Source organism: Mucilaginibacter sp. 320_HR (assembly GCF_059691875.1).
On the sequence record NZ_JCAWAI010000007.1, the window covers coordinates 1 to 14,259 of the forward strand.

9 protein-coding genes are annotated in these 14,259 nt (G+C 44.8%); 5 read left to right on the forward strand and 4 right to left on the reverse strand.

Annotated elements, in window-relative coordinates; translation table 11 throughout:
- Positions 1-226: 226 nt before the first annotated feature.
- Positions 227-2,719, reverse strand: coding sequence for a glutaminase family protein (locus AC59GT_RS19915; protein WP_497239283.1), 2,493 nt, complete (start codon positions 2,717-2,719; stop codon positions 227-229).
- Between the two features lie 84 nt (positions 2,720-2,803).
- Between AC59GT_RS19915 and AC59GT_RS19920 the strand changes: the two genes are divergently transcribed.
- Complete coding sequence (locus AC59GT_RS19920; protein WP_497239284.1) at positions 2,804-3,358, forward strand: acyl-CoA thioesterase; 555 nt, start codon at positions 2,804-2,806, stop codon at positions 3,356-3,358.
- Positions 3,359-3,388: 30 nt separating this feature from the next.
- On the opposite strand, the gene AC59GT_RS19925 is transcribed toward AC59GT_RS19920, so the two are convergent.
- Both AC59GT_RS19925 and AC59GT_RS19930 read right to left on the reverse strand, forming a co-directional pair.
- On the reverse strand, positions 3,389-4,420 hold the full coding sequence (locus AC59GT_RS19925) for an Atu2307/SP_0267 family LLM class monooxygenase (protein WP_497239285.1): 1,032 nt from the start codon (positions 4,418-4,420) through the stop codon (positions 3,389-3,391).
- Positions 4,421-4,422: 2 nt separating this feature from the next.
- Positions 4,423-4,749, reverse strand: coding sequence for a hypothetical protein (locus AC59GT_RS19930; RefSeq protein WP_497239286.1), 327 nt, complete (start codon positions 4,747-4,749; stop codon positions 4,423-4,425).
- Between the two features lie 139 nt (positions 4,750-4,888).
- On the opposite strand from AC59GT_RS19930, the gene AC59GT_RS19935 reads away from it, so the two are divergent.
- Complete coding sequence (locus tag AC59GT_RS19935) at positions 4,889-5,761, forward strand: glycoside hydrolase family 25 protein (protein ID WP_497239287.1); 873 nt, start codon at positions 4,889-4,891, stop codon at positions 5,759-5,761.
- A gap of 91 nt (positions 5,762-5,852) precedes the next feature.
- A complete protein-coding gene (locus AC59GT_RS19940) occupies positions 5,853-6,740 on the forward strand; it encodes a phosphatidylinositol-specific phospholipase C/glycerophosphodiester phosphodiesterase family protein (protein WP_497239288.1) in 888 nt (295 codons plus the stop codon).
- Here AC59GT_RS19940 and AC59GT_RS19945 read toward each other — a convergent pair.
- Complete coding sequence (locus AC59GT_RS19945; RefSeq protein ID WP_497239289.1) at positions 6,737-8,173, reverse strand: SDR family oxidoreductase; 1,437 nt, start codon at positions 8,171-8,173, stop codon at positions 6,737-6,739. The two genes, AC59GT_RS19940 and AC59GT_RS19945, sit on opposite strands and share 4 nt — an antisense overlap.
- Before the next feature lie 188 nt (positions 8,174-8,361).
- Between AC59GT_RS19945 and AC59GT_RS19950 the strand changes: the two genes are divergently transcribed.
- Both AC59GT_RS19950 and AC59GT_RS19955 read left to right on the forward strand, forming a co-directional pair.
- Positions 8,362-10,917, forward strand: a complete 2,556-nt coding sequence (locus AC59GT_RS19950; protein ID WP_497239290.1) for a Kelch repeat-containing protein — start codon at positions 8,362-8,364, stop codon at positions 10,915-10,917.
- A 187-nt stretch (positions 10,918-11,104) separates the two neighbouring features.
- Positions 11,105-14,254, forward strand: coding sequence for a SusC/RagA family TonB-linked outer membrane protein (locus tag AC59GT_RS19955; RefSeq protein ID WP_497239291.1), 3,150 nt, complete (start codon positions 11,105-11,107; stop codon positions 14,252-14,254).
- Positions 14,255-14,259: the final 5 nt, after the last annotated feature.

Here is a 14,259-nt window from a genome sequence, read left to right on the forward strand (position 1 = left end):
TCAGGATTATCAATAAATGTGTAAATTCATTCCAGTATTAACAATCAATAGTGTAAACTTTTTTTAGGACGGGTCAGCCGAAAAACTGTAACAGGGTTGAAAAAACTGTAACACGGGTTTTTGTTAAGTTATTGATAAACAGCTAAATAACCTTTTTTTGGGGTAAAAAAGTGTAACAGGTGTAACACGTTGTCGTGATACACCTGTTACAGCTTTAGGGTATGGTTTACTTACTGCGTTTGGCAGCAAGCTTATCTTTAAACACTTTCATGTAGTAGCCGCCCACAACGCTGCGCGCCTGGAAGCCTACCATTTTACCGTTGGTGGTTTCGTGCCAGTCGCTCAGCGGAACGCGGCTGCTGGTTTCCTGCACGTACTTGTATACGGGGTTAACCAGTCCTTCAAAATCCTTGCGGGAGTTGGCCATAGATGCGGTCCAGATGATCCAGTCGCTCTTGGTGTAGGTTTTGCGGCTATCCAGCGGCAAACCGTATTCTTCCTGGTGCGACAGGTAGTACTTCATCTCCTTTTCGTACACCCCGGCAGGGAACAGCTTAAGGCCGAGTACCTTATCCCAAACCATATTATACTTCTGGCTCCAGGTCTTAGGGTTCTCAAACACTAGGCCATAGTGGTCGCCTGCATCGTCCTTCTCCATCCATTTAGAGGCCATTACAGAGGCCATCTCGCGGTACTTCTTAGCAGCGGGTGCATCGCCCATCATGGCGGCCATCTTAGCATAGGCGCCAATAGCAACAATAGCTTTTACAGACAAGTTTGCATTACGTGCCAGGTGACCGGCAAAGTCATCAGTACACAGCTGATTGCTCGGGTCAAAACCAGCTTCGGCCAGGAAGTGGGTCCACTTGGTAAGGGTAGCCCAGTGCTTTTTAGCGTAAGCAGGGTTGTTCTCGGCAGCAACAATAGCCGCGGTGAGGATAACCATGTTACCGCACTCTTCTACCGGCATGTCTTCGCCGTAGGTTTGGCCGTTGGCAATGGGGTAGGTGCCCAGGTCGTGCGCCGCGAAAGGTTTGGTCCACTTGCCGCTTTCGCTATAGTAGAAGATACCGTTGAGCATGCCCATAAGCAGCTCAGGGTTATAAGTAAGGTACAGCGGTGCCGATGGGTAGGTAACGTCTACCGTATTAATAGAGCCGTTGCTGAAGTTCTCTTTAGACAGGAACAGCAGTTCGCCTTTAGGGCTTTTAACCAGCTGGTGCGCAGCAATGCTCTGGCGATAGCCCAGTACGCAAAGCTTGGCATACTTCTCGCCGCCGGCTTTCAGCGCGTCGTTGTAAATCTTTGTATCTGTAGCTTTGCATTTGGCAATAACGGCAGCATAGTTCTTTAACGAAGAGTTTAATACGCCTTCTATAGTGGTGCCTTTGACTTCCTTCCACAACGGGCGCAGGTTGGTTTTAAAGTACTGCACCGAATAGTCCTCGTCATAACCAATGGCGATGTATTTCTCGGTTACAGCGCTTCCCACACGACCGAACGGTAGCATGGTGTTCAACATCAGCTGTTTGCCGGTAAGGGTAGACAGTGCACCCGGAGACAGCGCGTAGCTGTCCAAAGCGTTATCCTGTGTGCTGATGTACTGCTTGGCATTGTAAGTAGGAGAGGCCACATATACGTAGCCCCAGTCGATGCGTACATCGTCGCCCTTCTTTTCAAGCACCGGCTGCTCGGTAGTACCGGCTTTCATTATCTGGATGCCGTTTGAAGTATAGGCCGTGGCTTTTACCTGCTGCGTAGGTTTGTTCACCGCGAGGTCGGTAGATACTCCCTGGTAGATATCTACAGCGTGTGTTTTGCTATCTGACGATTGAACCTCGTAGCTTATGTAAGACACGGGAGTTACCAAAGTCTTGATGTCCGTCAATATCAATGGTGAGCTGAACGTTACTTTAAGCTTCACCGGGCCGCAATTGAAGTTGTAGATGGTTTGTGTTGCAGTTACTTGTACGTTGGTTTGATTTGCAACTTTAATGTTCTCGTTGGTTTTATCTTCTAGCTGGACGGATAAACCTGCATCCAGTGCTGCAAGTCCGCCGGTGTTCGTGCAATGGATGGCAAGCACGTTTTCACCTACTTTAAGATTTCCGTTGTCTTTCAGCGGGAACATCTGCAGGTCGCCGTTAGCGCCTGATTGGCTGCTAACCTTCTTACCGTTGATAAATACCTCGGCATCATCATCGTGATAAAGGCGTAACATCAACGGCAGTACAGGTAATTCGCTCAGTTTAAAAGTCCTGCGTACGTAAAGTTCTTTGCTGGTCCAGTGGGTGCCAATGGTACGTACAGCATCGCTGAAAGGTGCACTGCCGGTTTTCCAGCTGTTGTCATTAAAGCCCGGTTTCTCCCAGTCATCAGCAGGTTTTTCGAAAACGTACTTGCAGGAGTATGGCTGCTCATCGGCAGCGGGCAAAATAGTTTTATAACGCGCAGCAGCCTTCCCCATAAAGCGGTAATACTGGCCGTCAGCCTTCAATACGCCTATTAACGATTGCGGACTACCAGTCCAGTGCATGGTAGCAGACTCGTTTAACTTGTCGGTTGGTGACCATACACTTAAGTAAGGCGTGTGCGTAATTAACGGGTAAGCAGGCGCCCGGTCTTGTGCAGAGACCGAAGTTGCAGTAGCGGCAAGTGCAAAAACAAGCACGTGGAGCGTCCGTTTTGCACGATTAGCAAAATAATTGTAAATATTCATAGATAGTATGTAGGTAAACAGAACTGCAATAATATTAAATAGGATTTGTTGTATGAATTTTATTATGCAAATTCATCACTACTTATGGATACTTACAAAACCGTAGCTGAATCGCAGGTGACCCTTACTGAATTGATGATTCCATCGTACGCTAACTTTGGCGGCAAAATACATGGTGGAATAATTATGGGTTTGATGGATAAGGTTGCATACGTTTGCGCCGCAAAGCACGCTGGTGGCTATTGCGTAACCGCTTCTGTTGATGACATCGACTTCTTAGCCCCTGTTGAAGTTGGCGAACTGGTCTCTCTTATGGCTTCTGTCAACTATGTTGGCAAAACATCGCTGGTAGTAGGCATAAGAGTGATATCGGAAAATGTTAAGACTAATGAGATCAAACACACCAATACCAGCTACTTCACTATGGTAGCTATGAACGAGGACCGCACGCCACTAACTGTGCCAGCTCTGATATTGCAAAACGATGATGACATTCGCAGGTTTTTTCAGGCTTATCACCGCAAGCAGCTCAAAAAGTACTATCGTACAGAAGAGACCCGGATTAAATCGGATTTCGAGATGAACGAAACGATAGAACTCCTCAAGACCCAGAGGTGCAAGATTGAAAAGGCAAAGTAATTACGTCAGTATATCAGTGTACCAGCTTGATTACTGCCCAAGCTCTTTTCTAACCGCCGGTGCCACCTTGGTGCCGAACAACTCTATGGCCTTTAATATACCAGTGTGGGAGGTATGGCCTGTTACCAGTTGGGCTAAAAAGCGTGTGTTATTAAATGGACTGTGTTGCTCAAGTATTTTATCTATTGCCATCTGCGGATCACCAACTACCAATGGTCCATCTGCCCGCAGGTACTCAAATTGTTCCCTGCTCATTGGAGACCAACCCCGTTCGCGGCCAACACGGTTCATTAAGGCTTCGTAAGATGGGTAAAAGTCCTTCACTGCTGTTCGCTCGTCTTCCGCTATGTAAAACTGCGAACTTATACCTAATTGCAATTGGCTAACATCATGACCTGCTTTTGCGGCAGCTTCACGATATAGTTCTACAAACGATACAAAATGTCTGGGTGCACTCCCCAATATAGCTATCATCATGGGTAAGTTAAGGGTTCCTGCGCGCTTTGCGGATGCAGGTGTGCCGCCCACGCCCAGCCAAACCGGTAATTGTTCCTGCAAAGGGCGCGGGTAAACGCCCCGGTTAGCTATAGGTGCCCTAAACTCACCTTTCCAGTTCACTATTTCTTCGCGGTTTATCCGCAGCAAAAGCGCAAGCTTCTCACTAAACAACTCATCATAATCATTAAGATCATAGCCAAAGAGCGGGAACGATTCTATAAATGATCCCCGTCCGGCAAGTATCTCGGCACGACCCCCGGATAGTAAATCTACCGTTGCAAAATTTTGAAAGGTACGCACAGGGTCTGCCGAACTCAGCACCGTTACAGAACTTGATAAGCGGATGTTTTTGGTAATAGATGCCGCTGCTGCCATAAACACCTCCGGTGCTGATATCACAAAATCGGGTCTGTGATGTTCACCAAAGCAGAAAACGTCAAGGCCCACCTCATCAGCCAGCTTCACTTCTTCCAATAGCTGCTGAGCACGCAAATGGGCATTCACTGCGTTACCTGGTTTTCCGTCGGGCTGTACTTCGCCAAAGGTGCTTATGCCTAGTTCCATTATTATTGTTCTTCGTTTTTTTGCTGATACTTGTAATGCAATTGTTTCAAAACGTCTTCGGCCTGTGCATCAGCTGAGTAGCCGTATCCGGTAACCAGAATTCCTTTCTGCCCGGCTGCCGAGGCCAAGGCGTAAACGGTAGCCTCATCTGCGGGGTCAGTAACACCTTCGTAACGGTATAAATCAACAATCTCAAAATCTTCGGCAGGATAAGCTTCATTATCAGCTTTTAAGTGATTGCCTTCCAAACTAAAGTTTAAATCAAAGCCTTGTTCCTGTAGTTTTTCTGTTGCCTCTGTAACGGTAGCGTAGTGAAATTTCTGTTTCATCGGTGTGATAAATGAGGTGTATATAAAGAACAAACTTATAAAATAGCCTTTGGTTTGCTTCTGCGTTCATATCAGTGGTTTGTAAAGATAAAAGGCGCTTTACCTCACCCGTTAAGTATACATCATTTATCTTTGTGCCGTGCCTACTGCTAAACAAACCAAGCCGTCTCCCAAGCGTTCCCCCCGAAAACCTGCAACACGCAAGAAAAAAGCCGCGCCTGTTTCTAACAAGTGGTGGAAGGTGGCGCTTGCCGGACTGTTATTGATACTACTCTCTCCTTTTTATTACGGCTATATTCTTAACGGCTTTACCGGAGCATGGCGTTGGGTACGGGACATAGGTGAGGATGAGCACTATCGTACTTACAAAAGTTTCAAGATACGGATACCGTCAGGATATAAGATCCATGGTATAGATGTTTCTTACGCTCAGGGCAAAATAGATTGGACTAAGGTAAGAGCCATGGAGGAGGACAGTGTTCGCATTAATTTTGCTTTTGTAAAAGCCACGGAGGGATTACTAATTGTAGACTCCTACTTTAAACGCAATTGGCGCGAAGCGCCAAAAGTGGGTATAGCTTGCGGTGCTTACCACTTTTTTCGTCCGCGTAAAAATGGGCTGTGGCAAGCGCGTTTTTTTCTGCAGAACGTAAAGATGGAAAAAGGAGACCTACCCCCGGTAGTTGATATTGAAGTACTGGATGGTACCACTCCGGAAAAAATGCGTAAAGAGCTTACCACTTTTGTAAAGCATGTTGAGAACAAAACAGGCGTACGGCCTATTATCTACGCAAATATTCAATTCTACGAAGACTACCTCGACGGGTATTTTGATGATTACCCCTTGTGGATAGCGCACTATTATCAGCCTAAATTGAAGTTAAGCAACAACACTAAGTGGCGTTTTTGGCAGCACTCAGATAAAGGGCGAGTCACCGGCATTAATCATGCAGTGGATTTTAACGTTTTTAAGGGAGATAGTAGCGCTTTTCAAAACCTATTGATACACTGACCTTTTAACTCGAAAGTTTAAATGGTAATTTTAAATTAAATTCTTTGCTATTGTCATAGTTGTGTAAATTACAAAATCAATTATCGACTACATGGCCGGAAGACAATCATGCGCTGGAAACTACATTAAGATATTTGTTTTTGCGTTAGCAGCTTTTGTAAGCACATCTGTTTGCGCGCAGAGAACAACAATGCTCAATGCTTTTGCACACAACGACTACTTTCACAAGCGGCCCTTGTATGATGCGCTTGACAACGGCTTTACCAACCTGGAAGCAGATATCTTTTTACGCAATGGTAAGCTGGTGGTGGCCCATATACTACCAATGGTGGATAACAAAGGCACGCTTGAAGATTTATATCTGAAACCTTTGCTGGCGAGTGTAAATGGCAGTAGTAACCTTGCCGCACGGCCATTAGCACCGGTTACGCTGATGATTGATATAAAATCGAATGCTGAGAAAACCTACCAGGCGTTGAACGTACTTTTAAACAAATACAGCTCGATAATTTCAGGTTACGAAAACGGGAAGATTGTGCAACGCCCGGTAACAGTAGTAATTACGGGTAACAAGCCATTTAAGATTATTAAGGAACAAAAAAGCCGCCTGGCTTTTATTGATGAAGACCTTACAAAAACCTACAAAGACACTCTCGCCACTAATATTTACCAAACAGCAAGCTGCAAGTACTCTAAAATGCTTAAGTGGAACGGCAAGGGAAGTTTACCTCTAAAGCAGCGCCAGCATTTATCTGCTTATGTAAAAATGGCGCATAAATATGGGAAAAAGGTAAGATTATGGGCTTCGCCCGAAAACGAAAACGTCTGGAAAGAGCTATTAAGCTGTGGTGTAGACCTTATTAATACAGATCAGTTGCCCCGCCTGAGAAACTTTTTGCTTGCACGGGCTGATGCTTACGCCGCAATGACCGACTTGAATGAGCAAAGCATCACTCTGGACGGTGTGGATTTTCCTTAATCTTTACTACTTTTTTCAGCTATTTTGTCCAGCATTCCCTTAAAAATAAAAAAGTGGAATGGCAACATAGCATACCAGTATAAACGCCCGGCGAGCCCAAGCGGCCTGAATGTTGCGGTCTGACTAATGCAATTGTCTTTATCCATTTTGAACTCCAGCCAAGCCTCGCCGGGCAGCTTCATTTCAGCATAAAGTAATAATCTTTTCTCTTCCTTGCTGGCTAAAATCACGCGCCAAAAATCCAATGCATCACCAGGAGAAACTTCTGCTGCGTTTTTTCTGCCTCTGCGCAGCCCTACACCGCCAAAAAGCCTGTCAAAAAAACCTCTAAAGCCCCAAAGCCAGTTGGCATAGTACCAACCGTTACGGCCACCAATGGAAAATATCCTTTCCAGTGATTTTTGTGGATCGCTAGCCTTTTTGGTCTGGGCGTTTTTAAACACGCCATATTTTGGTATTTCGATATGTTTAGATAGTCCTCTTGCAAAAATCTTGTTATCGCCTGCATCGTTCCAACTGGAGAGAACCAGGTTCTGCTCAATTTTCTCGAATGCTATAGCAATTGCCTCTTTGTAGGGGATCAACTTAATACCCAGCCTTTGCGGCAATTCATTTTCTTTTGCTATTACATCAATCTTCATACTATCCACCAGGTTCTTTGCAAGTGGGTAGGAGGTAGAAGTTACAAAGTACAGCCAGTAGGAAGAGAGCTTTGGCGAAAAGAAAGGCACCGTTATAATTCTGCGTTTTAGCTTCCTTACTTCTCCAAACTGGATTAACATTTGCTTGTAAGTCAGTGTATCCGGGCCGTAAATGTCAAAATGTTTATTGTAAGTATATTCGTCATGCAATACGCCGGATAAAAACTGTACTACATTGCGGATAGCGACCGGCTGACACTTTGTTTCAAGCCATTTGGGCGCGATCATCACCGGTAGTTTTTCCACCAAATCGCGGATGATCTCGAAAGAAGCGCTTCCTGATCCAACTATAATGCCTGCCCTCAATGCAGTTACCGGTACTTTGCTCTTACGCAGTTCTTCTTCAACCGCCTTGCGGGACGCGAGGTGCTTGCTTAATTTGTCTTCATTAACAATACCACCCATGTATATGATCTGCTTAGCAGTGGTACTATCGGCGTAGGCAACAAAGTTCTCGGCAGAAAGCTTTTCTTCCTCACTGAAATCGCCACCACTCATGCTCATGGAGTGAACCAGGTAATATGCTGCATCTATATCTTTAGGGAGTTGATCCAGTGTCTCCCCTTTTTGCAGGTCTGCTTCAACTATCGTTACAAGTTCGGGTTTGTATTTTTTTATATCTAACCGTGCCTTGTCACGTACGGCGCAAACTACATTGTGCCCTGCTTCAAGCAGTACCGGTAATAATCGTTTGCCTATGTAACCGGTAGCACCGGTAAGTAGAATCTTCATAACTGTTTAACGTACAGCGTCGGCTATTGTTCCAACCTTATAAATTGAATGCTCCTTTTCCAAAAAAGGAATAGTGTAATTGCTAAAGAAATGATGTTTTCTATGCGTTGGATTGCCTTTGTTAGTGTTGTAAAAACGCTAAATTTGTCGTCTTGTTTAAGTCAATACGCCGTCCTCTTGGTATTCTGATGAAAGTAACTGGTAGATTTATATCGCCGTTTACGCCGGTACATAATGCTATTTGTACTCTGTTGCTGTTGGTGGTTAGTGTGTGGAATTGCAAGGCGCAGAGCCTGCAGTTTAACTCCAACGATAGCTTGATGAGCAAGCGCACGTCTTACGTAGTGTTTGCCAACAAGCCACCCACCTTTAAAGACCGCTTCATTATCAGTTTTGATTTGTCGTTATGGGATAACGACCACCTGGGCTACGTTTTTAACATTACCGACACGCATAATAACTCGTATAGCCTGACCTATATCTACAATCATAATGGCTCGCCAACACTTAATTTTAACATTGATAGTAAGAGCAATAAGATAGAGATACCCCTGCAGCTTTCTCAATTGAAGAAACGGCACTGGATACCTGTGAAGGTGGACATAAACTTAACGGCCAATACTGTCGCCTTTCTAGTTAATGGCAAATGGTATAAAGCAAAAGATTTTGGTTTTGAACAGGAGATAACACCCACGATCACGTTTGGCCGCAATCCGCATTACTCTGATGTGCCTAAAATGGCGCTGAAGGACCTTGAAATTGGCAATGAGGATGAGAAATACTTTTTTCCATTAAACGAATGGAAAGGCAGCGCCGTGCACGACAAGGAAGGTGACGCTATCGGCTATGTAGATCACCCTTCGTGGCTCATCAATGAATCTTATTTCTGGACACCTAAATTTCAGCGCACGTTTAATGATGTTGCAGGGCTGAATTTTGATGCGGAGAAGCAAAACCTGTTTGTGTTCGAGAAAGATCGACTACTGCAATATAATGTGCAAGATGGTATTGTTTCAGAAAAACCCTACAAAAACATTTTGCCAATAAAGCTGGTGCTGGGCAAAAGTGTTGTAAACGCAAATCAACATAAGGTATATGCCTACGAAGCTTTGCCTGCGGATAGTAATCAAAGCATTGCCGCTCTTGACCTGAGCACACTTACCTGGCAGCTTTTAGGTAAAGGCTCCATCCGCGACCAAAGACATCATCATAATTCTTTTTTCGACCATGATCAGAAGGACCTTTATCTTTTTGGCGGCTATGGTTCATTCCAATACCATAAAGATATCTTCAAGTATGATGAGACTTTGGACAAGTGGCAAAAGCTTGAATTTAAAGGCGATACTATAACGCCCCGTTTTTTCTCAGGCAGCAGCCAGGCTGATGATAATAATGAGGTTTATGTGTTTGGCGGTTATGGTAATCAGTCTGGTAACCAAATTGTTGGTGGTGCTCATTACTATGATTTATACAGGCTCAATTTAACTACTCATACGATAAAAAAGTTATGGCAAATAACTCCTACAGAAGAGCCTTTTGTATCCGCTAATAACCTCGTTATTTCCAGGGACAGAAAATATTTTTATGCGTTGTGTTATCCGCACGAGAGACCGAAGACTAATCTAAGGCTGTATAAATTTTCGATTAAGGATGGATCATACGAGATTGTTAGCGGAACTATTCCTGTCACATCAGAGCGTATAGAAAGTGATTTCAACCTTTTTTACGATGCCAGGCAGGATGTTTTTATTTGTACTGCCCAGGAGTTTACATCGCCAACGCAATCAACCATACGTATCCTTACGCTTTCCGGTCCGCCTGTAAGTACACAGGCTTATCTGGAGGCGCAAAAACCCGAAGAAGCCAACACAGGTAAATACTGGTGGTATGTAGCAGCCGCGGCGGCAGCTGTAGGTGGTGTGGCTTATTTGCTTTGGAAGAAGAAATCAAAACCTGCTGTTGCTGATGCTGAGGAGCAATTGATATTTGATCCATCTATTAGGAAAAAGGCCGAAAAGAAACCAAACGCCGTGTATTTACTCGGTGAGTTTAATGCATTTAACAAAACTGGAAAGGATATAACTTACCTTTTTAGCCCGAAGATAAAACAGTTATTTATATTGATATTACTGAATAGCCGGGAAGGGGAGGGGGTGATATCAAAAAAAATATCATCTACACTTTGGCCTGAAAAAGAGGTCACAAAAACCAAGAACATCCGGGGCGTAACGCTAAATCACCTGAGGAACATCCTTGCCGATTTTGACGGTATTGAGCTTACATTTATAAATGATACTTATCGTTTCCAGATCAATGAAGGTTTTTATTGCGATTACTTTGTAATCAGTTCTGCAATTAATCAAGTGCATCAGCACGACCTTACTACAGAGGCGTTTGTTAACGGGTACTTCGACTTGTTTAGCCGTGGAGGCCTTTTGAAGGAGCTGCCCGAGACGTGGCTGGATGATGTCAAACTCGAATTTGAAGAATTGTTGTTACAAGTGCTGCTACCCGAAGTAAAGCGAATATATGAAGCTGGCGACCACAAGCGCGCGCTGGAGCTCTCCCGCATTGCCTTGACGATAGATCCGTTTAATGACGTTGCATTAAAATACAAACTCAAGTCTCTTCGCCGGATTAAAGGTATTGATACCGCTCGCAGGGTTTATGACGAATTTGCAGCAGAGTATCAAAAATCGCTTGATAGTGAATATCAGGTTCCTTTTGAGAAGATCTGCCGGTAGCATTTCCAATAAAACTTCTTAATAAGTAGGTTAATTATGCTCGGTTAATAAAGTTTTAAGCGGGTTAACCCCTTTTTTAACCCCCATTTTAATACATCCCCATCTATACTTGCTTGCCGATTAAGGGAGGACTTACCAATTACTTCTTTGCAAACCGGCATCAAAAACCAATTATAACCAACAACCTATGGATGAAAATTTTACCAATTATGGTGTATACCCCCGTGGTATACGCTATGGTGTGAAGATGGGGAGGACGGTACAATGTTGCATCATGTCCGTCTTGCTGGTACTTTTATGGAGTACATCCTTCGCACAAACAAACACTATCACCGGCAAAGTGTCGGACAATGCCGGTCCGCTGCCCGGAGTTACCGTTAAAGTTAAAGGGACGACCACCGCTACTGTAACAGATGTAAATGGCAAGTACACCATTGCGGTAAGTTCTGGCCAAACATTGCAATTCTCTTTTTTAGGATACGCAGCGCAGGAAGTCGCCATCACCAATCAGCCTGCAGTTAACATCACACTAACGCAAGCTTCCTCTACACTCAATGAAGTTGTGGTAGTAGGTTATGGTACACAAAAGAAAGTTACAGTAACAGGTTCTGTTGCCACCGTAAACAGTAGCGAAATCGTAACTACTAAGAACGAGAACGTGCTGAACTCGTTAACCGGTAAAGTAGCCGGCTTACGCGTTACGCAAAACTCAGCTGAACCGGGCTCTTTCGACAACTCGTTCAGTATTCGTGGTTTTGGCGATCCGCTGGTGATCATAGACGGTGTGCCACGGGATAACATCACCAGGCTCGATCCAAATGATATAGAAAGTGTATCAGTACTGAAAGACGCTGCTGCTGCTATTTACGGGGTGCGAGCAGCAAACGGCGTAGTTTTGGTTACTACCAAAAAAGGCAAAAAAGGCTCTATGGAGCTTAACTACTCCGGTACTTACGGTTTCCAGGTACCATCAGGTTTACCAAAGCCCGTTGAAGCAATAGATTACATGAGGCTGGTGAACGAGCAATTGCTGCATAATGTTAACGGGGGCCAGGTAAAATACTCCCAAGCCGACTTTGACGCATACACGAGTGGCCAGCGGGTAACTACAGACTGGTATACGCCCGTAATTAAGAACAAAGTACCCCAGTCACAGCACAATTTAAATGCTATTGGCGGAAGCGAAAACACCAACTATTTCATCAGTGCGGGTATCACGAATCAGGATGGTTTTCTTCGCAGTGGTGACCTAAACTATAAGCGTTACAATCTGCGCTCAAACCTATCTGCCAAGGTAAATAAAAATCTTACTGTAGATGTGAACCTGAATGGTACTATGGACCAGAAAAATCAGCCTTACCAGGATGCCTGGTGGATTATTCGTTCTTTCTGGAGACAAGTACCTACCCAATCCATCTACGCAAATAACAACCCGGATTACCTTAATGTGGGTCAGGTTGACGGCTCCAACCCGGTTGCACTTGCCGATGCCGATGTTAATGGATACCGGGTTTATAATAACAAATGGTTCCAATCGCAGCTTTCGGCTACGTACGTGGTGCCTTTTGTGCCAGGCCTTAGCGCTAAGGGTTTGTTTAGTTACGACTATTATAGCTCCAGCAACCGCATCTACCAAAAATCTTACAACCAGTATAACTACGACGCGAACAGCGACAGCTATCAGGCCGTGCCAAACCAAACACCTGCCACTTTCCGCAGAGAGTTTTTCGAGCGCCCGGGAACGCTCATGCAATTGTCGCTTAATTATGACCGTAGCTTTGGTGATCACAGCTTTACAGGCTTATTGTTATATGAAGAGAACAACCGCCAGCAGGATAACTTCTACGCACAGCGTGAACTCTCTTTAGCTGTAGATCAACTATTTTCAGGCAGTGCCCAAAACCAGCTGGGTTCTGCAAACTCTGGCGATATATATAACTACACCAATAAATCTGTTGTAGGTCGTATCAACTACAATTACAAAAGTAAGTACCTGGCAGAATTTAGTTTTCGTAACGATGGCTCCTCAAGGTTCTCGCCTTTGAAACGTTGGGGATTTTTCCCGGCTGGTTCATTAGGCTGGAGAATATCGCAGGAAGGATTCTGGAAAAATTCAACAGCGCTATCATTCATCAACGATCTGAAATTAAGGGCGTCTTACGGCAAAGTAGGTGACGACTCGGCACTTGCCTACCAGTTCCTTACCGGTTACCGTTATCCGGCAAATGGATCTAACAACCAGCTGCCTCCGGGTTCAGTGTTCGACGGTACCTTTGTTAATGGTACAGAGAATTTGGGTATAGCTAATCCTAACCTTACCTGGTTTAACGCTGAGACATATAATATAGGCATGGACCTTGAAGCCTGGAACGGCCTATTAGGTGCTACGGTTAACGTTTTTCGCCGTGACCGTACCGGTTTGCTTGCTACACAAATATTGAATTTGCCAAGCGTTGTTGGCGCAGATCTTCCGCAGGAAAACTTAAATAGCGATCGCACACAGGGGTTCGAATTAGAGCTTAGCCATCGCAATCATCTGGGTGCGTTTAGCTATTTCGTAAGAGGTAACGTATCATGGGCTCGGACCCAAAACCGCACGGTTGTGCAGTCTCGCTTTGGTAACTCTCAACTAAACTGGCATAACAATCAAAACAATCGCTGGAACAACATTTACTGGGGTTACGGGGAAGGTGGCAGGTACACCAGCTACCAAGATATCCTGAACAGCGGGCAGTTTGTATCTCGTAATGCAGTAGTGGGTGATTATATATACGAGGATTGGAACGGCGACGGGCAGATCAACAACGACGACGTGCACCCGATAGCTTACAACAGCGCCCCGTTAACCAACTTTGGTTTAACACTTGGTGGCGCTTACAAAGGGTTCGACTTTAATACCGTGTGGCAAGGTGCAAGCGGCGTTAGCGTATCTTACCAAGAGCAGTTGAACATACCGCTTTGGGGTGGTGGCAGCGCATTAGGCATGTTCCTGGACAGATATCATCCGGCAGATGCAAATGCTGATCCTTACAATCCTAATACAGTTTGGATACCCGGCAACTACGCGCTTACAGGTACCACTGCAGATGTAAATTCCATGTTCAATATCCAGGATGCCAAATACATTAGGCTTAAGTCTGCCGAACTGGGGTACAGCATCAGCTCAGGGTTTGCAAAAAAGATAGGCATTAAAGGGGCAAGGATATTTGTTAATGGGTATAACCTACTGACCTTCACTGGCGTTAACTACCTGGACCCTGAACATCCTTCCAGCACTTATGGGTACCTCTACCCACTTAACAAGACTTATTCACTTGGCGTAAATGTTAAGCTATAACATCA

What these genes read in the sequence shown, in the direction of transcription:
- AC59GT_RS19920 (WP_497239284.1), top strand. Translation starts at nt 2,804, where the DNA reads ATGGATACTTACAAAACCGTAGCTGAATCGCAGGTGACCCTTACTGAA.
- AC59GT_RS19925 (WP_497239285.1), bottom strand. Translation starts at nt 4,420, where the DNA reads ATGGAACTAGGCATAAGCACCTTTGGCGAAGTACAGCCCGACGGAAAA.
- AC59GT_RS19915 (WP_497239283.1), bottom strand. Translation starts at nt 2,719, where the DNA reads ATGAATATTTACAATTATTTTGCTAATCGTGCAAAACGGACGCTCCAC.
- AC59GT_RS19945 (WP_497239289.1), bottom strand. Translation starts at nt 8,173, where the DNA reads ATGAAGATTCTACTTACCGGTGCTACCGGTTACATAGGCAAACGATTA.
- AC59GT_RS19955 (WP_497239291.1), top strand. Translation starts at nt 11,105, where the DNA reads ATGGATGAAAATTTTACCAATTATGGTGTATACCCCCGTGGTATACGC.
- AC59GT_RS19930 (WP_497239286.1), bottom strand. Translation starts at nt 4,749, where the DNA reads ATGAAACAGAAATTTCACTACGCTACCGTTACAGAGGCAACAGAAAAA.
- AC59GT_RS19950 (WP_497239290.1), top strand. Translation starts at nt 8,362, where the DNA reads ATGAAAGTAACTGGTAGATTTATATCGCCGTTTACGCCGGTACATAAT.
- AC59GT_RS19940 (WP_497239288.1), top strand. Translation starts at nt 5,853, where the DNA reads ATGGCCGGAAGACAATCATGCGCTGGAAACTACATTAAGATATTTGTT.